This is a genomic window from Listeria sp. MAN/IMW/UF555 (assembly GCF_058684075.1).
Genome location: NZ_JBZWZS010000002.1, coordinates 321,499 through 347,210, shown reverse-complemented (window position 1 = coordinate 347,210; position 25,712 = coordinate 321,499). Strand labels below are relative to the sequence as shown.

24 protein-coding genes and 1 pseudogene are annotated in these 25,712 nt (G+C 37.3%); 12 read left to right on the top strand and 13 right to left on the bottom strand.

Annotated features, from left to right (window positions below):
• Window positions 1-6: 6 nt before the first annotated feature.
• From AC4PG8_RS08845 to glmM, 4 genes are all read left to right on the top strand, one after another.
• Window positions 7-2,268 carry a glycoside hydrolase family 65 protein gene (locus tag AC4PG8_RS08845; RefSeq protein WP_185505221.1) on the top strand — a complete coding sequence of 754 codons (2,262 nt, stop codon included), beginning with the start codon at window positions 7-9 and terminating at the stop codon, window positions 2,266-2,268.
• A gap of 174 nt (window positions 2,269-2,442) precedes the next feature.
• Complete coding sequence (dacA, locus tag AC4PG8_RS08840; RefSeq protein ID WP_185505220.1) at window positions 2,443-3,264, top strand: diadenylate cyclase; 822 nt, start codon at window positions 2,443-2,445, stop codon at window positions 3,262-3,264.
• Window positions 3,264-4,622 (top strand): CdaR family protein, encoded by a 1,359-nt coding sequence (locus tag AC4PG8_RS08835; RefSeq protein ID WP_492170304.1) that lies wholly within the window; start codon window positions 3,264-3,266, stop codon window positions 4,620-4,622. The genes dacA and AC4PG8_RS08835 overlap by 1 nt, the downstream gene beginning before the upstream one ends.
• A 256-nt stretch (window positions 4,623-4,878) precedes the next feature.
• Entirely contained in the window at window positions 4,879-6,231 is a 1,353-nt protein-coding gene (gene glmM, locus AC4PG8_RS08830) for a phosphoglucosamine mutase (protein ID WP_003763407.1), read from the top strand.
• Between the two features lie 36 nt (window positions 6,232-6,267).
• Here the strand turns inward: glmM and AC4PG8_RS08825 are convergent, their stop codons facing one another.
• On the bottom strand, window positions 6,268-6,729 hold the full coding sequence (locus AC4PG8_RS08825) for a GNAT family N-acetyltransferase (protein ID WP_492170268.1): 462 nt from the start codon (window positions 6,727-6,729) through the stop codon (window positions 6,268-6,270).
• Window positions 6,730-6,790: 61 nt separating this feature from the next.
• On the opposite strand from AC4PG8_RS08825, the gene AC4PG8_RS08820 reads away from it, so the two are divergent.
• The gene (locus tag AC4PG8_RS08820) at window positions 6,791-7,624 is read left to right on the top strand and encodes a hypothetical protein (protein WP_492170267.1); all 834 of its coding nucleotides are present in this window, start codon (window positions 6,791-6,793) and stop codon (window positions 7,622-7,624) included.
• Between the two features lie 17 nt (window positions 7,625-7,641).
• On the opposite strand, the gene AC4PG8_RS08815 is transcribed toward AC4PG8_RS08820, so the two are convergent.
• From AC4PG8_RS08815 to AC4PG8_RS08800, 4 genes are all read right to left on the bottom strand, one after another.
• Window positions 7,642-9,582 (bottom strand): ABC transporter permease, encoded by a 1,941-nt coding sequence (locus AC4PG8_RS08815; protein ID WP_492170266.1) that lies wholly within the window; start codon window positions 9,580-9,582, stop codon window positions 7,642-7,644.
• Window positions 9,569-10,336 (bottom strand): ABC transporter ATP-binding protein, encoded by a 768-nt coding sequence (locus AC4PG8_RS08810; RefSeq protein WP_070024723.1) that lies wholly within the window; start codon window positions 10,334-10,336, stop codon window positions 9,569-9,571. Before AC4PG8_RS08810 ends, AC4PG8_RS08815 begins: the two co-directional genes overlap by 14 nt.
• A 199-nt stretch (window positions 10,337-10,535) precedes the next feature.
• Window positions 10,536-11,291 (bottom strand): hydrogen peroxide-dependent heme synthase, encoded by a 756-nt coding sequence (gene hemQ, locus AC4PG8_RS08805; protein WP_003763401.1) that lies wholly within the window; start codon window positions 11,289-11,291, stop codon window positions 10,536-10,538.
• A gap of 82 nt (window positions 11,292-11,373) precedes the next feature.
• The gene (locus AC4PG8_RS08800; RefSeq protein WP_003769692.1) at window positions 11,374-11,604 is read right to left on the bottom strand and encodes a helix-turn-helix domain-containing protein; all 231 of its coding nucleotides are present in this window, start codon (window positions 11,602-11,604) and stop codon (window positions 11,374-11,376) included.
• 122 nt (window positions 11,605-11,726) lie between these two features.
• Between AC4PG8_RS08800 and AC4PG8_RS08795 the strand changes: the two genes are divergently transcribed.
• Together AC4PG8_RS08795 and manA are read left to right on the top strand one after the other, a co-directional pair.
• The gene (locus tag AC4PG8_RS08795; protein WP_003763397.1) at window positions 11,727-12,458 is read left to right on the top strand and encodes an NADPH-dependent oxidoreductase; all 732 of its coding nucleotides are present in this window, start codon (window positions 11,727-11,729) and stop codon (window positions 12,456-12,458) included.
• A 79-nt stretch (window positions 12,459-12,537) separates the two neighbouring features.
• Window positions 12,538-13,494 (top strand): mannose-6-phosphate isomerase, class I, encoded by a 957-nt coding sequence (manA, locus tag AC4PG8_RS08790; protein WP_492170265.1) that lies wholly within the window; start codon window positions 12,538-12,540, stop codon window positions 13,492-13,494.
• A 71-nt stretch (window positions 13,495-13,565) separates the two neighbouring features.
• Here the strand turns inward: manA and AC4PG8_RS08785 are convergent, their stop codons facing one another.
• From AC4PG8_RS08785 to AC4PG8_RS08775, 3 genes are read right to left on the bottom strand one after another with little or no spacing between them, the layout of a single operon-like run.
• Window positions 13,566-14,363 carry an alpha/beta fold hydrolase gene (locus tag AC4PG8_RS08785; protein ID WP_185625431.1) on the bottom strand — a complete coding sequence of 266 codons (798 nt, stop codon included), beginning with the start codon at window positions 14,361-14,363 and terminating at the stop codon, window positions 13,566-13,568.
• Between the two features lie 41 nt (window positions 14,364-14,404).
• Window positions 14,405-15,547, bottom strand: a complete 1,143-nt coding sequence (nagA, locus tag AC4PG8_RS08780; protein ID WP_185625430.1) for an N-acetylglucosamine-6-phosphate deacetylase — start codon at window positions 15,545-15,547, stop codon at window positions 14,405-14,407.
• A 5-nt stretch (window positions 15,548-15,552) separates the two neighbouring features.
• Window positions 15,553-16,314, bottom strand: a complete 762-nt coding sequence (locus AC4PG8_RS08775; protein WP_070753771.1) for a DeoR/GlpR family DNA-binding transcription regulator — start codon at window positions 16,312-16,314, stop codon at window positions 15,553-15,555.
• A gap of 219 nt (window positions 16,315-16,533) precedes the next feature.
• Between AC4PG8_RS08775 and AC4PG8_RS08770 the strand changes: the two genes are divergently transcribed.
• Complete coding sequence (locus AC4PG8_RS08770; protein WP_070753770.1) at window positions 16,534-17,388, top strand: metallophosphoesterase; 855 nt, start codon at window positions 16,534-16,536, stop codon at window positions 17,386-17,388.
• Between the two features lie 30 nt (window positions 17,389-17,418).
• Here the strand turns inward: AC4PG8_RS08770 and AC4PG8_RS08765 are convergent, their stop codons facing one another.
• The 3 genes from AC4PG8_RS08765 to AC4PG8_RS08755 are packed head-to-tail and all read right to left on the bottom strand — an operon-like array spanning window position 17,419 to window position 19,826.
• Entirely contained in the window at window positions 17,419-17,601 is a 183-nt protein-coding gene (locus tag AC4PG8_RS08765; RefSeq protein ID WP_003769684.1) for a FeoB-associated Cys-rich membrane protein, read from the bottom strand.
• 6 nt (window positions 17,602-17,607) lie between these two features.
• Window positions 17,608-19,602, bottom strand: coding sequence for a ferrous iron transport protein B (feoB, locus tag AC4PG8_RS08760; protein WP_160464461.1), 1,995 nt, complete (start codon window positions 19,600-19,602; stop codon window positions 17,608-17,610).
• On the bottom strand, window positions 19,599-19,826 hold the full coding sequence (locus tag AC4PG8_RS08755; RefSeq protein WP_003722363.1) for a FeoA family protein: 228 nt from the start codon (window positions 19,824-19,826) through the stop codon (window positions 19,599-19,601). The genes feoB and AC4PG8_RS08755 overlap by 4 nt, the downstream gene beginning before the upstream one ends.
• Before the next feature lie 319 nt (window positions 19,827-20,145).
• Between AC4PG8_RS08755 and pta the strand changes: the two genes are divergently transcribed.
• From pta to AC4PG8_RS08740, 3 genes are all read left to right on the top strand, one after another.
• The gene (pta, locus tag AC4PG8_RS08750; protein WP_003769680.1) at window positions 20,146-21,123 is read left to right on the top strand and encodes a phosphate acetyltransferase; all 978 of its coding nucleotides are present in this window, start codon (window positions 20,146-20,148) and stop codon (window positions 21,121-21,123) included.
• Between the two features lie 235 nt (window positions 21,124-21,358).
• Entirely contained in the window at window positions 21,359-22,033 is a 675-nt protein-coding gene (locus tag AC4PG8_RS08745) for a hypothetical protein (protein ID WP_492170264.1), read from the top strand.
• Entirely contained in the window at window positions 22,030-22,470 is a 441-nt protein-coding gene (locus tag AC4PG8_RS08740) for a hypothetical protein (protein WP_160464463.1), read from the top strand. The genes AC4PG8_RS08745 and AC4PG8_RS08740 overlap by 4 nt, the downstream gene beginning before the upstream one ends.
• Window positions 22,471-22,531: 61 nt before the next feature.
• Here the strand turns inward: AC4PG8_RS08740 and pdxT are convergent, their stop codons facing one another.
• Both pdxT and pdxS read right to left on the bottom strand, forming a co-directional pair.
• Window positions 22,532-23,098: a pyridoxal 5'-phosphate synthase glutaminase subunit PdxT gene (pdxT, locus tag AC4PG8_RS08735; RefSeq protein WP_185540797.1), complete on the bottom strand. Its 567-nt coding sequence runs from the start codon at window positions 23,096-23,098 to the stop codon at window positions 22,532-22,534.
• Window position 23,099: 1 nt separating this feature from the next.
• Complete coding sequence (gene pdxS, locus AC4PG8_RS08730; RefSeq protein WP_031674752.1) at window positions 23,100-23,987, bottom strand: pyridoxal 5'-phosphate synthase lyase subunit PdxS; 888 nt, start codon at window positions 23,985-23,987, stop codon at window positions 23,100-23,102.
• Window positions 23,988-24,110: 123 nt separating this feature from the next.
• Between pdxS and AC4PG8_RS08725 the strand changes: the two are divergent.
• A pseudogene (locus AC4PG8_RS08725) lies at window positions 24,111-25,555 on the top strand (aminotransferase-like domain-containing protein).
• The last annotated feature ends 157 nt before the right edge of the window (window positions 25,556-25,712 follow it).

Genomic DNA, 25,712 nt, shown 5'->3' with positions numbered 1-25,712 from the left:
TTTAGTATGGCACAGAAGCAATTATTTGAAATCGAACCATGGACATTACGGACAACCAAACTAGATAAAGAAAATAAACGTTTGCAAGAAAGCCTAACTTCACTCGGTAATGGATACATGGGGATGCGCGGGAATTTTGAAGAAGGATACTCCGGCGACGGCCATATTGGAACTTATTATGCAGGCGTGTGGTTTCCAGATAAAACAAGAGTTGGTTGGTGGAAAAATGGCTACCCAGATTATTTTGGAAAAGTCATAAATGGACTTAATTTTATCGGGATTGAAGTACGTCTTGACGGTGAAAAACTCGATTTATTTGTAGATGAAGTAAGCGATTTTGAACTTGTGCTAGATATGGAAAAAGGCGTGTTAAGACGCCAGTTCACAGTAGTTAAAAATAATAAGACGTTTCGAATTTCAGCGGAACGATTTCTAAGTGTAGCTACGAAAGAACTTGCAGTAATTCGCTATCATGTGGAAGCTTTAAATGCGGCAAAAGTAGAATTAACGTCCTTTTTAGATGGTAATGTGCAAAATGAAGATGCCAACTACGAAGAAATGTTTTGGCAAGAAGTTGCAGAATCTTCCTCAGAAAGTTGCGGCTCACTTGTAACCAAAACAATTCCAAATAACTTTGGGACACCGCGCTTCACCGTTTCTGCAGTAATGGAAAATAAGACTAATACGGCAAATGAAACAAACCAAACAAAAACACTTTATGCGGAAAATCGCTATCAATTTGATTTAAAAGAAAATGAAGTAGCGCAAATTGAAAAACGCGTAGTAATCACAACTTCTCGTGATTTTGAGGAAAGTGAACTCCTTCAAGCTGGAGAGGAAATCTTAAAAAATATAGCAACAAAAACATATGAAGAACTTTTAGAAGCGCATATCGCAGGATGGCGCGAACGCTGGGATAAAGCAGATGTGGAAATAGCAGGAGATGATTCCGCTCAACAAGGCATTCGCTTTAACATTTTCCAATTATTTGCGACTTACTACGGGGAAGATGCTAGATTAAATATTGGTCCTAAAGGTTTCACTGGAGAAAAATACGGCGGGGCGACTTACTGGGATACAGAAGCATTTGCTCTACCAATGTATTTATCACTAACAGATAAGTCGGTTAGCCATAACTTACTTAAATATCGCCATAATCAATTAGATGGTGCCAAAATCAATGCGGAGAAAATTGGTCTAGGTGGCGCACTTTATCCGATGGTTACTTTTACAGGAGTAGAGTGCCACAATGAATGGGAAATTACCTTTGAAGAGATTCACCGAAATGGCGCGATTGCCTACGCGATTTATAACTATACGAACTACACTGGTGATGACTCTTATTTAAAAACAGATGGTATCGAAGTGTTAACTGAAATTACTCGTTTTTGGGCTGATCGAGTGCATTTATCGGATCGCTTAGATAAATATATGATTCACGGTGTTACTGGACCAAATGAATACGATAATAATGTTAGCAATAACTGGTATACCAACTATATTGCAGCTTGGACTATTCGATATACGCTAGAGAATTTAGATGTAGAAGCGAAAAAACGTTTAGGTGTGACCGAGTACGAAATCGCCAAATGGGAAGACATCGAGCACCGCATGTACTATCCTTTTGATGAAAAATGGCAGATTTTTGTGCAACACGATACATTTTTAGACAAAGAGTTACGTTCCACTGATACGTTAAAACCAGAGGATATGCCAATTAATCAAAACTGGTCTTGGGATAAAATTTTACGTTCTTGCTTCATTAAACAAGCAGATGTACTTCAAGGTTTATATTTATTCTATGATGACTTTGATTTTGATACAAAACAACGCAACTTTGAATTTTATGAACCGTTAACTGTACATGAATCAAGTTTGTCACCAGCTGTTCATGCGGTTTTAGCTGCGGAACTTGGTAAATATGATAAAGCTGTAGAACTTTATAAGCGCACAGCAAGACTTGACCTAGATAATATTAACAATGATACAGAAGATGGCCTCCACATTACATCAATGGCAGGAAGCTGGTTATCCATTGTACAAGGTTTTGCCGGAATGCGAGTAACATCAGGTGAGTTAAGTTTTGCCCCATTTTTACCTAATGGATGGGACAACTACCGTTTCAAAATTAACTTCCGCGACCGCTTATTAGAAGTGAAAGTAGAAGTAGGACAAGTAACTGTTAAATTATGTCACGGAGAACCAATTCATTTAGAAATGTATAAGAAAAAATATTTGCTGGAAACGGCTGTAACAGTAGAAATATAACCAAAAATAAACTTGTCAAAAACAATGAAAACTGTTTTTGGCAAGTTTTTTCTTTAACAAATCTTTCCAATTTTTAGCGGGATGATTGCTTTTTCCGCCTGCACTCTTATGCTATAATAAAGAAAGTGAACCATGTGATCATAAATGGTTTTCAAGAGGCACGGAGGTGAAGTGATGGATTTTTCCAATATGTCGATATTGCATTATCTAGCAAATATTGTAGATATTCTTGTCGTATGGTTTGTAATTTATAAAGTGATCATGTTAATCCGAGGTACGAAAGCAGTACAATTATTAAAAGGTATTTTTATTATCATTGCAGTTAAATTATTAAGCGGATTTTTTGGTCTCCAAACAGTAGAATGGATTACGGATCAGATGCTTACTTGGGGATTCCTTGCAATTATAATTATCTTCCAACCGGAATTACGCCGTGCTTTAGAGACACTTGGTCGAGGCAATATTTTTACTCGTTACGGTTCTAGAATTGAGCGAGAGCAACACCATCTGATTGAATCTATTGAAAAATCTACCCAATATATGGCGAAACGTCGTATTGGTGCGCTAATTTCAGTAGCACGCGATACCGGAATGGATGATTATATCGAAACCGGAATTCCACTCAATGCAAAAATTTCCTCTCAATTATTAATTAATATTTTTATTCCAAATACGCCGCTTCATGATGGTGCGGTAATTATCAAAGGAAATGAGATTGCATCAGCAGCAAGTTATTTACCACTTTCTGACAGTCCATTTTTATCCAAAGAACTTGGGACGCGTCACCGGGCTGCTCTAGGGATTAGTGAAGTGACAGACAGTATTACAATTGTTGTCTCCGAAGAAACAGGCGGAATTTCCCTTACTAAAGGCGGAGAACTTTTCCGTGATGTTTCAGAAGAAGAGTTACATAAAATTCTTCTAAAAGAGCTTGTCACAGTAACGCAAAAGAAACCTTCTATCTTTTCTAAATTGAAAGGAGGCAAAAGCGAATGATGGATCGAATTTTAAATAATAAATGGTCGATTCGGATTATAGCCTTGTTACTCGCAGCCATCCTTTTTACGTCAGTTAATGCAAATAATAATAACGCCACCACTTTTTCAACGACTTCTTCAAGTGATTCTGAGGTCATTGAGAATGTTCCTGTCAAAGTATATTATGATAAAACGAATTTATACATTTCAGGCATTCCAGAAACAGTCACTGTTACGCTTTCAGGGCCAAGAAGTATCGTTCAATCTGCTAAAGCACAACAAGATTTCACCGTATACGCAGATTTGAAAAATGCATCGATTGGAACGCAGGAAGTTAAACTCCAAGTAAAAGACGTATCTGACCGACTTAAAGTTAAAGTCAATCCAGCTACTGTTAACGTAAATGTTCAAGAAAAAGTAACGAAGAAATTCTCTGTAGATGTAGAGTTAAGTAAATCTGTTATTGCAGATGGTTATCAAGCAGGAACGCCGATTATCGATCCTAAAAAAGTTTCCATTACAGGTGCAAAAGACACGATCGAACAAATCGCTTATGTTAAAGCGACCCTCGAAAGTGATGGAAAACATAAATCGGAATTTACCGACAAGGCGACAGTATCCGTTTTTGATAGTAACTTGAACAAGCTGGATGTAGAGGTCAGTCCGCAAGAGGTTGAAGTGACTGTGCCGGTTGAGAAAGTCGGGAAATCAGTACCGGTTAAAATCAAGCAAGAAGGAACACCAGAAAGCGATATAGAGATTTCAAGCATGACACCTGATAAATCAGAAGTGGTTGTCGTAGGTGACGATGCGGTCCTTGACAAGATTAAAGAGATTGAAATCCCGATTGATGTTACAAAAATAAAAGCAGATACGGTCAAAGAAATTACTGTACCAGTTCCAACAGGCGCTAAATCAGTACAACCTACGACCATTGAGGTTAAAATAAAAACCGTAAAAAAGTCTGAAGCAAATAATGGAGCGAACACATCAAATAATAATCAAAACACAGAAGCAAATAATAACGATGCGACGGATGATTCTGAAACGAATGATTCCAAAACATCAAAATCTTTTTCTAATATGCAAGTATATATGAGTGGTCTGAAAAATACTTTCGATGCCCAGATGTTAACGCCAGCAAATGGCAAAGTTTCTGTAACTATCACCGGGGAGAAAAAAGTATTAGATGACATAACCGCGAAAGATTTAAGCGTTATTGCTAACCTTAGTAAAAGTAAAGCTGGCAGTTACAGCATTCCACTAGAACTAAACGGTTTACCCGATAACGTGGCTTATGTCATCAATCCTAAAAAAGCTGATTTTATTATTACTGAAAAAGAAGCACAAAATACAGTGCCTTCCAAAAACACATAAACCTGAGGAGTGTGGGGCCAGCGTGTCTCATACTCCTGCTTTTTTACAAAAGCTTCATATACATAGAATAGTTTGAAAAGTTACTAATGCCAACGTTTTATTATAGAGAGATGAAATTTTTTCTTAAAAAAGGTATAATAACAAATGTATGGTTGAGACTTAACAAAAAATAGAACCAGCATTTGAAAAAAAGTAAAACTAAAACGACAAACAAAAATCATTTAGATAATGAATGACTTAGAAGGAGAGTAATAAAATGGGTAAATATTTTGGTACGGATGGAGTTAGAGGGGTTGCAAACTCAGAATTAACACCAGAACTTGCATTCAGATTAGGTCGAATGGGTGGGTATGTTTTAACTCGTCACGTTGGTGAACACCCGCGCGTTCTTGTTGCTCGTGATACACGTATATCTGGAGAAATGCTTGAATCCGCTTTAATTGCAGGACTTGTATCTGTAGGAATTGAAGTTATGCGTTTAGGCGTCATTTCAACTCCTGGTGTCGCTTATTTAACAAAAGCGCAAGGAGCTTCTGCCAGCGTCATGATTTCTGCAAGCCATAATCCAGTAGATGATAATGGAATTAAGTTCTTCGGTTCAGACGGCTTTAAACTGTCAGACGATCAAGAAGAAGAAATTGAACAATTACTTGATACAGCAGAGGATACACTACCTCGTCCAAGCGGTGAAGGTCTAGGAACAGTTAGCGATTACTTTGAAGGTAAACAAAAATATATTCAATACTTAAAACAAACAATCGAGAATGACTTCAATGGTTATCATATTGCATTAGACTGTGCAAATGGAGCAACTTCTGGCTTAGCAACACATTTATTTGCTGACTTAGATGCCGATATTAGCTCAATGGGTGCTTCTCCAAACGGCTTAAATATTAATGATGGTGTTGGTTCTACACATCCAGAAGCCTTAGCTGCATTTGTATTAGACAAAAAAGCAGATGTTGGTTTAGCCTTTGATGGTGACGGAGACCGCGTGATTGCAATTGATGAAATCGGTCAAATTGTCGATGGCGATAAAATTATGTTTATTTGCGCGAAATACTTACGTGAACAAGGTCTATTAAATAGTAATACAATCGTTTCCACTGTTATGAGTAACTTAGGCTTCTATAAAGGCTTAAGAGAACTTGAAATTGAAGATGTTCAAACAGCTGTTGGTGACCGTTATGTTGTAGAAGCAATGCGAGAAGGTAATTATAACCTTGGCGGAGAACAATCTGGTCATATTATTTTCCTAGATCATAATACAACTGGTGATGGCCTGCTTTCCGGAATTCAATTAATTAACGTTATGAAAGCAACTGGGAAAAAATTATCTGAACTTGCTTCAGAAATGAAAACATTCCCGCAAAAACTGGAAAATATCCGTGTAAGTGATAAAAATCATGTAACAGATAATCCAAAAGTAAGTAAAGTAATTAGTGAAGTTGAAGCTGAAATGGCTGGAAATGGTCGCGTGCTTGTTCGTCCATCTGGTACAGAACCATTAGTAAGAGTCATGGTGGAAGCTGCGACAAAAGAAGCAACAGACGAATATTGTGAACGTATTTCAGCGGTTGTTCGTTCAGAAATGGCACTTAACGATTAAAACTACAAACAAAAAATCCTGATGATATAAACTTCATCAGGATTTTATTTCTTTCGAAAGAATGATTTGGTCTACGCAAGCAATACCGTTTTCGACAATGGTTTGCCCTTTATAATGTTCTATAAAATAATTTGGAACAATTTGTTGCATCCGAAAGCCGTTTTTTTGATAAAAAGCAAGTTGGTCAATACTTGAATTACCTGTTTTAACAATGATTTCAGTGAAGTTGTTTTGTAAAGCAAAATCAAACGCTTTTTCAAGGAGTTTTTTACCAATTCCTTGATTTCTCTGGGTAGGTAGAACAGCAATATTCATAATTTCAAGTTGCTTATTATTTAATGGAAGCAAGCAAACGACGCCAATTGTTTTATCGGTATCATTTAGTTGGAAAACGCGTGATTTATCAAGGTATTTCGCAATTTGGTCTTCACTCGGATCAGCTTCTAGTAATAGTTCTAGTGGGGCAGGTTGTGTTTTATCCCAAATGGTCCAGTTCATTTTTATCACCTCGGTTTTAGAGTAACATGGGAAAACTTAAATAGGAAGGGAAGTGGGCAAATTGCCTGAAAAATTAAGAGGAATATGTGGTAGTTTGCTAATTGCGCTAGGTGTGACTCAACTTTACAGCTTTGTGAGCGCCATGGTTGGATATTTTAGTGCAGAGAAAGATAGCTTTACATTTGTTTGGAATTATTGGATGTTACTTATTTTTGGTTTAGCATTATTTATTATTGGTTTTGGTCTTATTAAAAGAGAAAAGCTTCGATTAGTAAGTATTATTTTAATCAGTTGTTTTGCTTTATTTCAAGCGTTTTCGGTGTATTATTACCAACTAAGAATTTTTGCGAAATTGGAATATGCGCAGCCGTTTGAGTGGTCAGGAACGTTACTAGTTATCAGTAGTATTTTAGTGTTAATCGCGTTATTAATTGGCCCGAAATTCTCTTTAAAAGAGATAAGCGAAGATCAGTCTTGGAAAAACAAATGGCGTTACGCAGCTGGCTTTTTCGCGATTATTGGTGCTGTTACGGCAATTTTTGCAGCTGTAACGATTTTTAAACAACTACATTCGGATAGTATTAAAGAAGGCTATTTATTTACAACTTCACTTGATGCTTACTTTGCTTGTTTTGTAGCCGTGATTTTCTTGACAGTAGCAGTACTGGCATGGCGCAAAGTCTCGCTTTTATTAATTGGAATTCTTATGGGAGCAGCTTTCATTTTGCTTACAAATTATTTATCTGTAACAAACTGGATTGATTTTGCAAAAGAAAATTTGTCAATTACGTTTGGTAGTAATGAAAGACAAGTATTTGGAATGCAATTTTTAATGGGAGCATCCGCTTTTCTCTCTAGTATCTTTGCTTATATCGCAAAAAAGTCCTCTAAATAATTAGAGGACTTTTTTTATTATTTTTTACCGAAAACAATGTTCGTATAGCTATTTAGAGTGACAAAGTAATACACAATGTACATTAATGTGTAGACACCGGTAGAAATCACAACTGGTAGTGTTAAATCTAGTGCCAGCATATGTGAAAGTCCAACAAGTGCAAAACTACTGTGCGCAATTCCGATAACTAATGGAATCAAGAATACAACGAGTAATTGTTTAGCAAGAATTTTGCGGATGTCTTTTTTAGTAAGACCAATTTTCTTCAAGATGTCAAATGTACCGATGTCGTTATATGCTTCTGTAAGCTGTTTGAAGTAGATAATACTTCCTGTCGCTGCTAGGAAAACAAAACCGATAAACATACCGATAAATAGAAGTACACCGGTTACTGTGATGATTTGTTGATAAGTAGCTGCGTAAGAAATGAGATTGCTATCTTTTGGAACTAGTGACTGCATTTTTTTATCTAAATCTTGCGCTTGTTTTGCATCTTTTACAGTAATAGATTCAACTGTTTGAGATGGGATATTCTTATCAGTCCCTATCATGGCAACTCTTTCATCAGGAAGAACGAGTAAGCCCATAACGGAAGCAATTGGTGAATTCTGAACAACTGATTTAATTTCAACATTTGGTTTGCTTGGTGAAGCTAATGTATATTTTTCGCCAATCATTTGTTTTTGCGCTTTTTCATCATAAGTGACTGAAAGTACCATTTGTGCTTCATTAGCTTTTAAATTAGCCGCATTTTCGGGATTGCCTTGTTTTTTAACAAGTGAATTATATTCAGATTGAGAAATAACTGGGAAACCTTCATTTATATTGTATTCTACAAAGTCTGGTCGAGTTCCTTCTGCCTTGACAGTGTAGTAAGTGCTCTTTTGTTCGTACTCAACTGGGTGATCAGAGTCACTTTCAGCTGTTTTCACGATTTTATCATTTAGTGCTTTGTCTGATGGAACTTGATACTCAAAACTTGATGGTGCAGAAGTGTTTGCTGATGTATTTGCTTGATAGTATATACTGCTTATCGTTCCAATAGCAGACAAGGTCGTTGCACTTAAAATAGAAATAATAATTAACGTTTTTGCATTGGATGAAATTCTAAAGTTCAACTGAGAGGTAGAAATGATATTACTACCTTTATAAAAAATCCGTTTGTTGTTTCTTAGCTTTGTAAGTAAATATGGTAAGAAAAAGGTAATAAACAAAGACGTACCAACAATTACTGAAGCTAAAATAACAAGTGCTCCGATAGAAAAACCTAATTGCGCCCATAATGAATTTTTAGAATCAAGCGGTTGCCCAGCGATGAAGTAACCAAGTGCGATTAATACGATGGAAAGTAGCGCCAAAATAAAAGAAGGTTTTGGGCTTTTTTCGCGTTTTGATTCGGAGTGGAATAGGTCTAACAATGTTGTGCGATAGATAATTCGGTAACCTGTGAAAGATGTAAACAAAGTAATGATAATAAAAACAATACTTGTTTGTAAAACAGCTCCCCATGAAAAGGCAAAACCGCCAATGCTATCGAGATTAATTAAGTTAAGTAAGATCGTTACGAAAATTTTCGAAAGCAGTGTACCAGCCAAAATACCAATTACTAATGCGCCAAGACCCATAATGAAATTTTCATAAAATAACATCCGACCAATTTCTTTTTTACGAAGGCCGAGTAAAGAATAAAGACCGATTTCTTTTTTCCGTTTTCTTGTGAAGAAGTTGTTGGAATAAAGAATGAAAATTGCTACGAATATAAGCAAAATGACAGAGGAGCTAGAAAACGCGGTTGATAACTTAGAAGATTGGTCAATTCTAGCTACGACTGATGGATCCTTCGAAAGAACAAGGAAGGTAAAATAAATCATAATACTGAAAATCATCGATGCGAAATATAAAAAGTAATGTACAAAATTATGTCTAATATTTTTCTTCGCTAAATCAAATAACGTCATCTGTGTCGCCCCCCAGTTTTGCAAGGACGTCTAGAATTTTTTGGAAGAACTCCTTACGCGTTTTTGTTCCACGATAGATTTCTGTATATAATTCTCCGTCTTTAATAAATAAAATTCGTTTGCAGAAACTTGCTGCAAATGCATCGTGTGTAACCATCATAATAGTAGCTTTATCTTGTTCATTTAAGTCACGTAAGCTTTCAAGTAAGTTGGTTGCAGATTTGGAATCAAGTGCTCCAGTTGGCTCATCGGCAAAAATCAAACTAGGTGAAGTAATAATTGCACGTGAGGCAGCTGTACGTTGTTTTTGACCACCAGAGATTTCACTTGGGTATTTATCAAGAATTTCTGTAATACCGAATTTTTCACTAATAATTGCTAATTTCTCTTCCATTTCTTTGACCGGGCGTTTTGCTAGTGCAAGTGGAAGGATAATATTTTCACGGATTGTGAGTGTATCTAGTAAGTTGTAATCTTGGAAAATAAAACCTAGTTTATCGCGGCGGAAAGTAGACATTTGTTGTTCATTCATATTTTCAAGTTCTTGTCCAGAAATCATAATCTCACCAGAAGTTGGCTTATCAATAGTAGATAAAACGTTAAGTAAAGTAGATTTACCGGCCCCAGAAGGTCCCATGATACCAGTGAATTCCCCTTCTTTAATATCAATACTGATATTTTCAAGTGCAGTATACACATTTCCTTTGCTTCCATAAATTTTTCTTACATTTTTTGCTTGTAGAACTGTCTCCATTATTTTCTCTCCTTAAAACTAGATTCATTTAGTATATGTATCATTCTATCGTTTAATAAGAAGTCGTTCCATCGTATCAAATGACAATTACGGAAGATATCCTTACAAAATTGTTAGTTTTGTGAAATAAAAAACTGGAATTCGTTTCAATAAATCTTTGAAAAAAGAGTTATTAAAGGGAATTCCAGCTTGTATTTCTTTAAATTGTGAATAATTTGGAGAGATTTTCGGATGGTAGAAGGTTTCCGATGAAGAAGGAACCAAACTCAGCATAACGCGCACTTGCTTCATCAAAACGCATTTCTGTCACGATTCGTTTGAATTCTAGTGCATCGTCTGAAAATAAGGTCACACCCCATTCGTAGTCATCAAAACCGATGGAGCCACCGATAATCTGTTGTACTTTTCCAGCATAGCTTCTGCCAATAAGACCGTGATCGCGGATAAGTTTTTGGCGTTCTTCCATTGGAAGCATATACCAATTATCGGCGCCGTCACGTTTTTTACTCATAGGATAGAAACAAATGTGTTTTTTAGGCGGAAGAGCTGGGTAAAGCCTCGCACGAACGCCTTTATTTTGGTAAGGATCTTCGCCGCCAGCCATATGAGATGCTAGATAGTTACTTAATTCCACAACAGATATGTAGGAATACGTTGGTAATAAGTAGTCGGCAATGGCTAATTTATTAAAACGGTTCTCGACTTCATTTAAAGCCTCTAAGGAATCACGTAAAGTGAAGAATACTAAATCCGCTTTTTGACCAAGAATGCTGTAAATGGTATGTTCACCTTCACCGATATTTTTTGTGATTTCCATATCGCTTAAAAAGTGGCTTAGCTCATTTAACATAAGTTCTTGATTTCCTGGATTTAATTCACGCCACGCTGCCCAGTCAATCGAACGAAAATCATGTAGACAAAACCATCCATCTAAAGTTTTTACTGCTTCATTCATTATGTATCACTCCTTGTTTAGAATATCACTAACTAGAGTGTAACATATCAGAAGTGGTTCGTCCGTTTCGCTGTTTGTGAAATTAGGTTTCAAAAGGGCGGTATTTTTTGCGTAAACTTTGCTGGCTTTCTAATCGAAGTTCAATATCTATTCGGTGAAAAAGAACCATATTTCCTTTTTTTGTAAACGGGAGTACATCGCGTTTTGCTAAGGAAAGGAGAGCTTGCTTAGATATGCCTAAGTAAGTCGCGGCTTCATTTGTAGTCAGGAAGTTTTCTTCTAGCCATTTAAAATCTATTTGTTGTTGGCGCACATCTTTTCACCTCTTTTTCTTTAAGTGTAGAAAATATCTGATAGAAATACAAGAGAAAACATTAACAATTGCTGAAAAACAAGCTATACTTTAACTAAATGATAAATCTAGGAGGTACAAATATGAATGACGTATTAACTTTACTCAGAAATCATCGTTCTTTTCGGAAATATAAACAGGGTATCGAAATTCCGGAAGAAAAACTCGATGCTATTATTCGAGCAGCTCAAGCAGCCCCGTCATGGATTAATGGACAGCATTATTCCATTATTGCGATTAAAGACCAAGATCGTAAAAACAAAATGGCAGAACTTTGCGGGAATCAACCATACATAGCTGAATGTTCGGTATTTCTTTGTTTTGTAGCAGATTTCCACCGTGTAAAAGTAGCAAGTGAGCTGCACGGCAAAAGTTTCCAAATTGCTAGTGAAGAAGATTTGTTGATGGTTGCAGCAACGGATATAGGTTTGTGTATGCAAAATGCTTTAACAGCCGCTGAGTCGCTTGATTATGGGACAATTTGTATTGGTGGTTTACGGAGAAATATTACAGCTACTTCTGAGTTTCTTGCTTTACCAAAATACGTCATGCCGGTCGTTGGGCTTTGTATCGGGGTTCCGGATGTAGAAGCTCCCGTAAAACCTCGCTTGCCGAAAGAAGCCGTTTATTTTGAAGAAACGTACCAAACTGATGTTATGCCTTTACTTGAAGCTTATGACCAAGAAATCATTCCTTTTTCTGAGCGGGAAGGTTTTGTGTCTTATACCGAACGTTTAGCAAAATTTTATGATAAGCCGTATTATCCGAATTTAACAGAACAAATAAAAGAAAGAGGCTTTTTAGGCGGAAAATAACTAGCATCTTAGCGGTTATTAGTATATACTTTTAAGTGACAAAACCCAGCAAAATCGCTGGAATGGAGGTAAGTGTATAATGAAAGAAGCATTATTTTTAAACCCTGTTTTTCAAGATCGAATTTGGGGTGGAACGAAATTACATGATTACTTTGGTTACGATATTCCGTCCAAAACGACTGGAGAAGACTGGGCGATTTCCGCTCATCCAAATGGTCCTTCTGTCATCAAAAACGGGGAATATAAAGGAAAAACTTTAGCTGAATTATGGCAAGAAAAACCAGAACTTTTTGGCAATCCGAAAGAAGCTGTTTTTCCATTACTTACAAAAATCTTGGATGCAAATACGGATCTTTCTGTACAAGTTCATCCAAATGATGAATATGCCAAAGTACATGAAAACGGGGAACTTGGTAAAACGGAATGCTGGTATATTATTGACTGCGCTCCGGGTGCGGAATTAATTTATGGACATAAAGCAGCAAGCAGAGAAGAATTCGCTAGCTGGGCAAAAAATGGCGAATGGGATAAATTGCTTCGTAAAGTAGCGATTAAACCGGGTGAATTTTATTACGTTCCAAGTGGCACGATTCATGCACTAGGTACTGGCACTTTAGTACTTGAAACGCAACAAAGCTCTGACACAACTTACCGTGTATATGACTACGACCGTAAAGACGCAGAAGGAAACTTGCGCGAACTTCATTTAGATAAAGCAATTGACGTTACAACTGCGCCACATGTGGATGCGAAGTTAGATATTAAAACAGAAACACGCGATGATTTAACCGAAACTACTTTTGTATCGAATGACTTCTTTAGCGTTTATAAGTGGGAAGTGGATGGCACGGCTGAATTTGTGGCCAAAGCGCCTTACACGTTAGTGAGTATTTTGGACGGAGAAGCGGTACTTACGATTGATGATAACGAACAGGCTATTAAAAAAGGAGATCATTTCGTTTTACCAAATGAAGTGAAATCTTGGGAAATAACTGGTAAAATCACAGCAATTGTTTCTACACCTCCTGTAAAATAACAAATAAGCAGAAATCTTTGTATAAAAACTATACAAGATTTCTGCTTTTTTTATTTCTATGGAATTGCGGGCTACTTTTTTGAGTTACTTAAGATGAATGTATTAATATAGGTATCTATTTCGAGTTTATGTTTTTCTGCATCAACAGTCTTAGGCGTGAGTTCATAATACTTTGCGTTTTCTATATTACGTGCATAAAGTAAACTGTATTCCAACGGGTGAATCACATCATAGTTATTTGCAAGTATCAGTGTGGGCATCGTCACATTAGTTAATTCATTTTTGCTTTTTATTGGCCTATCTCTAGGTATATCAATAAATTTTTTATAGTAATTAACAGAGGCGTCGTCTTCAAAATATCGCTTAAAAGTATCAATTGCTTTAGGGTAGGTATCTTTTATCGATGGAAATAGCGGGTCTTGCTCAAATAACTGTGAACCATTTTTTTTAGGTAAATATATACTTACGGTATTAAACCATTCTATCACTTGTTTTTTCATGGGCTCATCTGTCGCAGAGCTCCTAAGTAATATAAGCCCCATCACTTTATTTGCTGCATGGATTGCTAAATTCACCGCAACGCCAGCCCCCATAGATAATCCGCCGACATAAAAATGCTGTATGCCTAAATAATCCATTAACGCTAGTGCATCACTCGCCAAGCTATCGTAGCTAAGTTTTCTGGAATCATGTCCACTTTTCCCATGACCTCTTTGATCCAATGAAATTAATTGGATTTTTTCATCATTGTTAAATGTGTCAAAAGCAAATTTTAAATTATCACCTAGTCCATGAAGAAACAAAAAGGGGATACCTTCTCCTTGTATTTCATAGTTAAAGTAAGTTCCTTCGTGTTTAAATAATGGCATCGTTTATAAACCACTCCTTTGATGGTATTAATCCAGCGCGTTTAGTATTTTTCACCATTAATCCATGTAGTTAGAACCTCGAATTTCTCATCGAGTAAAACTAAGTCAGCGATATAGCCTTTTTCAATGCGACCGAATTTTTTCATACCGAGGATTTCTGCGGGTGTACTTGTGGCCATTTGTATCGAGTCTTGTAAGCTAATACCAAATTCATTACTTAACCTTAACGATTTATTCATTGTCACGGTGCTTGAAGCTAGCGTTCCGTCTTGTAAGCGTGCGATTCCTTCCTTAACAGTTACTTGGTGACCGCCAAAAATATACTCGCCGTCGCCAACTCCCATAGCTTGAAGGGCATCAGTCGTGAGAACAATCTTATCTGGCCCTTTAATTTTATGGATGAGACGCACAATTCCAGGATGAAGATGGACCCCGTCTACGATAGTTTGAACGCTTACCGCATCATTTTCCAAAGCCGCTGTAACAAGTCCTGGTGCGCGGTGATGGATTGCTGGCATAGCATTGAAGCAATGAGTTATATGTGTTGCTCCTTTTTCAAAAGCATCTTGCGCCTCTTCATAAGTTGCATTGGAATGCGCAATTGCAATAACAACTCCTCTTTTTTTCAAGAAGTCAATGAGTTCGATACCACCGGGCAATTCTGGCGCAATCGTTACCATTTTAATCAGACCATCTGCTTCATCAAAAATTTGTTTCATTTCTTTTAAGTCAGGGTGTCTTAAATAAGCTGGATTTTGCATGCCCTTTTTTTCTATATTGAGGTAGGGGCCTTCTAAGTGAATTCCTGCAATTTTAGCACCTTGCTCTTTTCCAACCACTTTTTTTGTTTGCTTAATCATTTGAATCAAATCTTCCAAAGAAGAACTAACAGATGTGACTAAAAAACTAGTACATCCTGTTTCCGCACAAGCCATAGATACAGCTTGGATGCTTTCTGTTGAACCATCCATCATATCGTAATTCTTTGCACCGTGGATATGAACGTCAATCATTCCGGGTATGAGCAACTGACCATTTCCATCAAAAATTTGCTCTGTTGAATATTTTTCGGGAATAATTTTACTGGTTGGAAAAACTTCTGCTATCAGATTGCCTTCTGTAATAACTGTTGCATTGATTAACTCGTTTTCTTTGTAAACTTTTACGTTTTTGATAATCGCCATTATTTTCACAATCCTTTCAAAGATATAACTTCTACTTCTTTAGAAATAAGGTGTTGCATCAAATCTTTTGGCAGGGGCTCATTTGTTATGACGGCATCAATTCCAGAAAAATCAAGCTTGAATGCAGTCTTTGTATTCACTTTCGTATGATCAATTAACAGGTATACTTTTTCGGAATTTCTGATAATCTCTTGTTTTAGGTAGACATCTGTAAGCTCTGAATAAAAGATACCTTCATCCGTTAACCCAGCACCACCAATAAAAGCAACATCAAAGTTAAATTGTTTGAGTTGGCCTAAAACAGGCTCGCCGGATAATACACGTGAATGGAAGTTGAAAAAACCGCCAAGCAAGTATACTTTATTAGCTTCATTCTGAGATGCTGCGATTGCATTATCCATAGAATTAGTCACAACCAATAAATCATTTTGCTCAAGGTCTGAAGCCAAAAAATGAACTGTGGTAGAAACATCTAAATAGATAGTCATATGGTCTTTTATTACTTCGCCAGCAGCTGAGGCAATTGCTTGTTTCTGTTCACTCTGCTTCACTAATCTACTTGTATAACTTTCTATTTGAGGTTTTAAAATTGGTAGTGAAACTCCACCTGGATAGCGTTCTGCGAGTCCGCTTTCGACTAATTTTAAAATATCACGCCTTGCCGTATCTTTTGAAATGGAAAAAATTCGCATGAGTTCTTCTTGAGAAATAGTTTTCTTGTTCTCTAGTAGCTTCAGTGCTTCCACTATTCTTTCTTTTTGATTCATGATTTCCGCCACCTTTTATAATTTATTTTAAGTTTATTTTTAATTTAAATAAGTTTTTATAAGTTAATTATATACCTAATTATGTTTATGTCAAATTATAATTTTTGACTTAAGGGAGAAACTAGTTCTAGCAGTTTTTTCTTCGTGTGTTTTGAAATCTAGGTTATAATGGTAGTAATTGTGTAAAAGCATCAAAAACAGCAACATAGAGGTGAAAAAATGGCTATAAAGATGAAATGGGTTACTTTAGTTAGTATTATTATCGTGCTTTTAGTGGTGGGCTGGTTTCTAGGAACTAGGCTGACGGTGAAAAAATATGAAGTGAGCTCTACTAAAATTGAAAAAGAGATTAAACTAGTGCAATTATCGGATTTGCATTTTAGTGAATTTGGCGATAAAAATGAAAAATTGTTAGATAAAGTGGCAAATTTAAATCCAGATGTGATTGCGATTACAGGGGATCTTTTTGATAAACAAGGGGATAGTGTTCCTAAAGAACTTATTAAAAAGCTTACGAAGATTGCGCCTGTGTATTATTCGCCCGGAAACCACGAATACGATGTTAAAAATGCCTATGAGGACGATTACAAGCCTTTTTTAGAAAAAATGGGTGTAGTTAACTTAGAAGACAAAACAGCTACTATCGATGTGGGCGGGCAGAAATTTCAGATGTCTGGTTTGCGGAGTAGTGCGAATTTAGATTATGATTATCCTTATTATAAAGAAGGTATAGCGGAGATAAAAACGCAGCAAGATTCGCAGTACTATCAAATTCTTTTGTCACATATGCCGGATTATTTTGAGCTTTATGTGGAAAATGGCTTTGATTTAACCTTAAGTGGTCATACGCATGGCGGGATTGTGCGGATTCCTTATACAAATATTGGCGCGATTGCTCCTGGACCACAGCGAACACTGTTGCCGGAGTATGTATACGGTGAGCATTCAAAAGATGGGAAGACGATGATAATTTCTGCTGGACTTGGCGCGGGTAGTTTTCATCAAAAAGCTTTTCCGAGGTTGGGGAATCCATATGAAATTGTTGCGGTTACGATAAAACCGGAGACGAAATAAAAAAAGAGCCTTGATGAAGGCTCTTTTTTGCTATTTAAATATATGATCCAAATTCGTATGTTCGTCTGACTCGCAATTACAAGCTTTTTCGAGTTCGCAGCCGCCGCATTTTCCTTCTTTGCTACGTTTTACAAATTTTATAATCGCGTAAATAGTATAACCAAAAATTGCTCCGCCAAGTAATAAATTAACGATAATACTCACGAAAAACACCCTCTCTTAAACGAATAGACTGCCGATTTGATAAACAAGAAATACTAACACGTAAGCTGTAACAAGTGGATAAGCTACAGAGAATGCGGTCCATTTCCACGAACTAGTTTCTTTTCGAATCGCCGCAACCGTTGCTAAACACGGAATATAAAGTAAGATGAACAACATAAAGCAATAAGCCGAAAGTGGCGTATAGAAGGTGCTAACGATGCTGCCAAGGGAACTTTCTCCAACTGCATAAATAATCGCCATTGTAGAAACGACTACTTCTTTTGCTAGAAAACCAGGAATCAGTGTCGCGCCAGCTTGCCAAGTACCAAATCCTAAAGGAACGAGCAGTGGTGCTAGCATTCCACCAATGATTGCTAAGAAACTTTCGCCCATTGGTACATCGAGTCCGGATGGTCCTGCGTAGTTTAACAACCAAATAATAACCGAACCTGCAAAAATAAATGTGCCTGCTTTACGCAAGAATCCTTTTCCTTTTTCCCAAGTGCTGCGCCATAATGTTTTGAGTGAAGGTAAACGATACGGAGGTAGCTCAACGACGAATACGGAATTATCTTTTTTAAGCAATGTTTTTGAAAGAATTTTAGTAACTATCAGCGCCATTAAAATACCAATAACGTAAAGAGAAAGGACAACAAGCGCTTGATGTTTCTCGAAAAACACGCCTACAAAAAGAGCATAAACAGGAAGACGGGCTGAACAAGACATAAATGGTGAAACAAGAATCGTGAGTGTACGCTCTTTGGATTCTTCAATTGACCGTGCAGCCATAATCCCGGGTACGTTACAACCAAAACCAATAATCATTGGTATAAAAGCTTTCCCATTTAAGCCGAAAATTTCCATTACTCGGTCCATAACAACTGCTATTCTGGCCATATATCCAGAATCCTCTAAGACGGAAATAAAGAAGAAAATAACCAAGATTTGAGGAACGAAGACAAGAACCCCGCCAACGCCAGCGATGATGCCATCCGCGACCAAATCAATGATAAACCCAGACGCACCAATAGTTGTTAAGAAAGATGTCACCCAGTCCGTGAGCGACCCGCCGATAAAACCATCAAGCATGTCTGAGAGCGGGGCGCCAACCCAAGTAAAGGTTATTTGGAAAATCAACCACATAATTCCTAAGAAAATCGGAATTCCTAATAATTTATGTGTAAAAATTTTATCGAGTTTGTCTGATAGTGGAATATCCGAATTGCGCGTGTATTCGACTGAGGTCAAACAAATATCATGAATATAACTCGCGCGCACTTGGTGGAAATGGTTTTCTAGTTTGCCGTTGAGTTCACTTTCTAACTCAGCACGGATTTGTTGCAACTGTTCAAACGCTGAATTAGATGCTAAAAATGCTTCCGTTACTTCATTTTTGGAAAGAAATTGAATTGCTAACCAGCGCGATTGTTTAGCAGGAATCAGTTCTTTTGTTAAAGCCTGAATTTCTTTGATTGCTTTCTCAGCTGGTTCGCCGTATTGTAAAACAAGCGGAATCGCTGGTGCCACGTGCTTTTCAGATAAAGTAGATAAAATATCCTCGGTTCCTTTTCCGGAGCGCGCAACTACTGGCAAAATCGGAATGCGTAGTTTTTTTGCTAAGTTTTGGATGTTTAAATGAATGCCGCGTCCAGCAGCTACATCTATCATGTTAAGTCCCATCACAACAGGCGCGCCGTACTCAAGCAGTTGAACAGTTAAATTTAAATTGCGTTCAATTTGTGAGGAATCGACAATGTTTAACATGCAATCGAATTTTTCTTCAAGTAAAAATCTAGTGACAACTGTTTCATCACGAGAGATAGGGTTTAAGTCATAAATACCGGGTAAATCAATTAATTTTCCTGTTTTAGAACGTAAAGTACCAACTTTCTTTTCAACGGTTACTCCGCTCCAGTTTCCTACATATTCATAAGAGCCAGTTAGTGCATTAAATAAAGAAGTTTTACCAGTGTTCGGGTTTCCGAGTATGCAATATGTATTTTGACTCATCTGCGTTCCACCATAATGGCACAAGCATCACATTGTCTAATACTAATATATTGTCCTTTTGTTTCAAAAGTGCATGGACCACCAAATAGTCCTTTTTGTTTGATACAAATATCACAACCTTCATCGCAACCAAGCGCAAGTAAGCGGCGTTTAAGCATCGCATTCTCGATTTTTAACTCTGAGATGCGAACTTTTTCGCCGACAGCAGTTTCATTTAATTGCATAAGCTCGTAGGCCTCCTTTTATGTTATGTAGTGAACATGATAATCATTATCAACTATGTTCATTTTATCACGAATGCAATTTAATATGAAGTATTTTCTTGAATTTGTTCGGAAAGTAGCAAAATAGTAGGGTATAACAGCAAAAAAGTTTCCTAATGGGACAGTGCTCTTCTAACTGAATAGCATGCCTTTTTACCTCTGTATTGATACACGGAAATAAGTGCTGGAGCTGTTTTTAATCGCTTTTTTTCTATCAAGTTAGTTGTTTTTATAGTAAAATGGTAACTATAACATTTATATTAATGGAGGAAAATAGTACATGAGTGAATTATTTACTACTATCAAAGGACAAGTTACTGGGAAAAACGTGCGCATTGTATTGCCAGAAGGAACTGACGAACGTATTGTCGGAGCAGCTGCACGTCTGCAAAAGGAAAATATCGTAACACCAATTTTACTTGGAAACAAAGCTGAAATTGAAGCAAAAGCAAAAGAAATTGGCGTTTCTGTTGAAGGGATTACTATTCATGACCCTGCGACTGATCCACTTTTTGATGAATTAGTGGCTGCATTTGTAGAGCGTCGTAAAGGGAAAGCAACGGAAGAAGCTGCTCGTAAAATGCTCGTTGATCCAAACTATTTTGGAACAATGCTTGTATACACTGGAAAAGCAGAAGGTCTTGTAAGTGGCGCGGCTCACTCTACTGGTGACACTGTTCGTCCAGCACTACAAATTATTAAAACAAAACCAGGCGTAAGTAAAGTTGCCGGTGCGATGATTATGGTTCGCGGTGAGGAACGTTACTTATTCAGTGATGTAGCTATCAATATTGCACCAGTTGCAGCGGACTTAGCGGAAAATGCGATTGTAAGTGCGGAAACAGCAGAAATCTTCGGCATTGACCCACGTGTTGCAATGTTAAGTTTCTCTACAAAAGGTTCTGCAAAATCCGATGAAACGGAAAAAGTGGTTGAAGCAACTGCTATTGCAAAAGAAAAAGCACCTGAATTAACGCTTGATGGTGAATTCCAATTTGACGCGGCATTTGTTCCAACTGTTGCTGAGAAAAAAGCGCCAGGTTCCGTTATTAAAGGGGATGCAAATGTATTTATCTTCCCAAGTCTAGAGGCAGGAAACATTGGTTACAAAATTGCGCAACGTTTAGGTAATTTTGAAGCAGTTGGACCAATTCTACAAGGCTTAAATGCGCCAGTAAACGATTTATCTCGTGGTTGTAATACTGATGACGTTTATAACTTAACATTAATTACAGCAGCGCAAGCAGTGAATAAATAAATTTTTTCGAATCATATGTAAGAGAAGACAAATATTGTCTTCTCTTTTTTTGTACCTAACATTGGCACTGTTTAACATCCTACATAATTTTGTCATAATCAAGCGAAAAAAAGTCTATTTTTAAAACTCCATTAAAATTTGCGCATGCTATACTGAAATAATGGACAAAATCTACAGTTGCAATCTGCCTAAAATAACACTTTATTTACTCGCATAGAAGAAAGGGTTGGATAAGATGGATCAGAATCTAATCAGGTGGTTGTCGCTTATCGGTGTAATTATCTTTGTTGGGTCGGTAGTATTATTTTCAGCAAAAGTAAGTGGGCAGCGAAAAAAGAAACTCCAACAAGAATTTGAGCGTAATTTTCCAATGTATAAAGTTTTTTTTAATCGTTCTAACGAAATTATCGAGGAATTGAACTACCCGATACTTACATTGAAAAGAAGTAATAGTGGACGTTTTATTCTACCTGTTTTTATATGTTTTATTACTTTTATTATTGGCTTTTTTTATAGAGGTGGCTCTTTTAATATAAAACTAATTATTTTGGCGATTTTAGGATTGTGGTTTGTTTGGTCCGTCCTGAATGCTACCAATTATGTGAAAATATATGAAAATGCTTTGGTACATGGGAACTTGCTTAAGAAGAAAATTATATGGTATCATGCTATCGATTCTATTGAAGCAAGGCTATATGATTACAATGGGGTTATGGATGCACGGCAAGCTGAGGTATATCGTGTGTATGAAGTAATGCGAAATGGCAAAGTTATTTGCGGGATTTGGGAAACGGAATTTTCCGGTTCCAGAAAAATCGAAAACTGCTTTAACTTGAGTAATCCACTTGTAACGGAGATTCGACACAGTTTTGATTCAGCAAGTTTCGTTTCTAAGGAGGAAGAACAATGATACAAAATACTGGTGAGTTAATGATGTATATCGGGGTTGCGCTATGCTTGGTGTATCCGATTGGTTTAATTGTAATTCATACTCTACGCCGGTCAACTAGAGGGAAATTTCGAATTACTAGCACAATGGGACTGGTGTTAGGTCTTATTTTTGTCGCAGGAATTGTACTTTTTTTTGTTGGAGATTCATACCGAAAAGATGTCAGTAAGGACGTTATGATTAGCTATTACGAAAAAAATATGGCTTATGATGATTTGACATCCGCACAAAAAAAGAATATAGAAGTATCAATTGTAGAAGTGAAAAAGATGCACGAATCTGGGGAGGATATATCTAAGTATCTCCCTGCTCTAAACAAATTCGTAATTGAAGAATATGCTTCAAAGGGACTCCCAAAAGAAAATGCAGAAATTTATATAAATTCTTTATCTAAGTAATTAATTCTGGCTAGACTAAAAACACCTCGGAAATCTTATTTCAGATTTCCGAGGTGTTTTCTTATAACATTTTTTCTAAGAAATACCGCATCCAACGATTGTCATTTGTAAGCTCAGGATGAAAAGCAGTTACGAGAATATTCGCTTGTTTAGCAGCAACGATTTTTTCGTCAATTGTTGCTAATACAGTTACTTCATCACTTGGTTCTATTAAGTAGGGTGCACGTATGAAAATGGCTTCAAAAGTAGGGGCATCAAAAACATCTACGCTTAACTCAGCTTCAAAACTTTCTTTCTGACGACCAAAACCGTTACGAATTGCTGTAGCCTCAAGTAATCCAAGGCTTTCTTCGCCACCTTCAATTTCTTTTGACAAAAGCACAAGCCCCGCACAAGTCCCAAAGATAGCTTTACCTTCCTTGGCAAATGCTTTAACAGGTTCCATTAAATCATAACGTTTCATAATCTTGCGCATCGTTGTACTTTCACCACCTGGTAAAACAAGCCCGTCAAGCCCAGCTAAATCATTTGAATGCTTTACTTTAAAAGGAAGAGCACCGGCTGATTCAATCATTTGGATATGTTCATCAACTGCACCTTGAAGCGCAAGGACACCAATTTTTTTCATATTAAAAACTCCGATCTTGCATTCTGTCTTCTGGATTAAGACGAGACATTTCGATTCCTTTCATCGGGGAACCTAGCTCTTTGGACAGTTTTCCGATTAATTCATAGTCTGTATAGTAGGTAGTAGCTTGAACAATCGCACTGGCAAATTTGGCAGGGTTATCGGATTTGAAAATACCTGATCCAACGAAAACACCGTCTGCTCCGAGTTCCATCATTAAAGCTGCATCAGCTGGAGTCGCAACACCACCAGCGGCAAAGTTAACGACCGGAAGTTTACCTAGCGTTTTAATTTCTTTTACAAGTTCATATGGAGCACCGAAATTTTTAGCGGCAACCATTAATTCATCATCTGTCATGCCTGCAATTTGGCGGATTTGGCCATTTACTTGGCGCATATGGCGGACTGCTTCGACGATATTTCCTGTTCCGGGTTCACCTTTCGTACGGAGCATGGCAGCACCTTCACCAATACGGCGGAGCGCTTCACCTATATCACGGCAACCACATACGAAAGGAACTGTGAAGTCTGATTTAAGTAAATGGAATTCATCGTCGGCCGGGGTTAATACTTCGCTTTCATCAATATAGTCGACACCCATTGCTTCGAGGACACGTGCTTCTGTAATATGACCAATTCGAGCTTTTGCCATAACAGGGATAGAAACAGCATTCATTACTTCTTCCACAATACGAGGATCAGCCATACGAGCGACGCCACCAGCTGCACGAATGTCAGAAGGAACACGTTCAAGTGCCATAACTGCTACTGCACCAGCTTCTTCGGCGATTTTTGCCTGTTCAGCATTTACAACATCCATAATGACGCCGCCTTTTTGCATTTGCGCCATTCCACGTTTTACACGGTCTGTACCAACTTTTTTCTCCATACTAATAACCTCCATCAAAGTTAATTGAAAATACCTGATTATTATGATAAGCTAAAAGCCATTTCGTAAAAACAGCCAATTGGATGTTTTTTTCTCCATCCAATTTTAAAAGAGGTGTAGTAGATGTGGAAACTTACTGGAAATTCTAATTTACCGATTTATTTACAAATTGTTGATTTAATAGAAACAAAAATTATGAACGGCGAACTTTTACCAGAAGAAAAATTACCTCCAGAAAGACAGTTGGCAGAACTTTTTGGTGTGAATCGCTCGACAGTCGTTCGGGCACTTGATGAGCTTACTGCCCGGGCTGTTATCGTCCGGAAGCAAGGTAGCGGAACAATAGTGAATGCGGAAAAGTGGGGGCTTTTTACGGGGCAGTCAACGAATTGGCGCCACTATTTAACGCAAGGTGGTTTTACACCAGCTGTTCCTTATATTAGGCAAACAGGTGTAATGGAACGCGCTGATTTGGAACAAGTGATTGATGCTTCGACAGGGGAGCTTCCACTTGAAATGACTCCTAAAATGGAAACGCCAAGTCTTTCGTGGCAGTCGTTTATTGCTGAAGAACAACTGGAAGACGAAGCTGGCTACAGACCGCTACGTGAAACGGTTCAAAAGCAAATGCATGATGCCTATGGTTTAAATGCACGCCCGGAACAAATTTTTATTACATCGGGAGCGCAGCAAGCGTTATTTTTAATTACACAATGTTTATTAAAACCGGGAGATGCCGTGGCGATTGAGTCGCCGTCTTACTTTTATTCGCTATCGTTATTTCAATCTGCGGGCTTGCGGATTTTTGCCTTGCCAATGGATGATGATGGTGTGATTATTTCTGAATTACGCGATTTATATCATAAGCATCGAGTTAAAATGGTTTTTGTTAATCCAACTTTTCAAAATCCAACTGGACTTGTAATGAGTTTAAAACGGCGCAAGGAACTCGTGAAAGTTTGCGCTCATTTGCAAATCCCGCTTGTAGAGGATGATCCATTTTCAGAACTGGCAGCACTTGATAGTGAAATTCCCGCTCCTTTAAAACAACTAGATTCAGATAATGTTTTATATATTGGCTCACTCTCTAAAATAATGGGATCAACTACACGGATTGGGTGGCTAATCGGACCGACAGCAGTGATTGAACGACTAGCTCTCGCAAGACAAGAGATGGATTTTGGACTAAGTATTTTCCCGCAAGTATTAGCAAATAGCGTTTTAAATACGGCTGGATATAGAGAACATTTAAAGCAATTACATCAAGTTTTAGAAGTGCGTAGAGATAATTTGATTGCGGCGCTAGAGGAAATTTTACCAAACGAACTAGAATTCATCAGGCCAAAAGGGGGCTTTCATTTATGGGTGAAATTACCGGTAGAATTTCGCTCCATTCGTGAGTTTGATATTTTTTTAGCGAACGATTTACTAGTGATGCCCGGGTTTTTATTCGGGATAAAAGGGGCGGTTATTCGCGTAACATATGCCCGACTTGAGAAGGACGATTCAAGACAAGTAGCAAACATAATAAAACAAATATTAATAGAAAAAAGTGCGATGAAGCTTGATTGAAGGCTAATTCGCACTTTTTCATATTCCCCTTGAAAACCTTCTAATCTATAATAGAAAGTAACCCTAAAATATCATTCATCACAATAAATCTTTCTGCCAAAAGAGAAGTTGTGATGAATCATCATTTTTATGTAAGGGTTATCATTTACTATT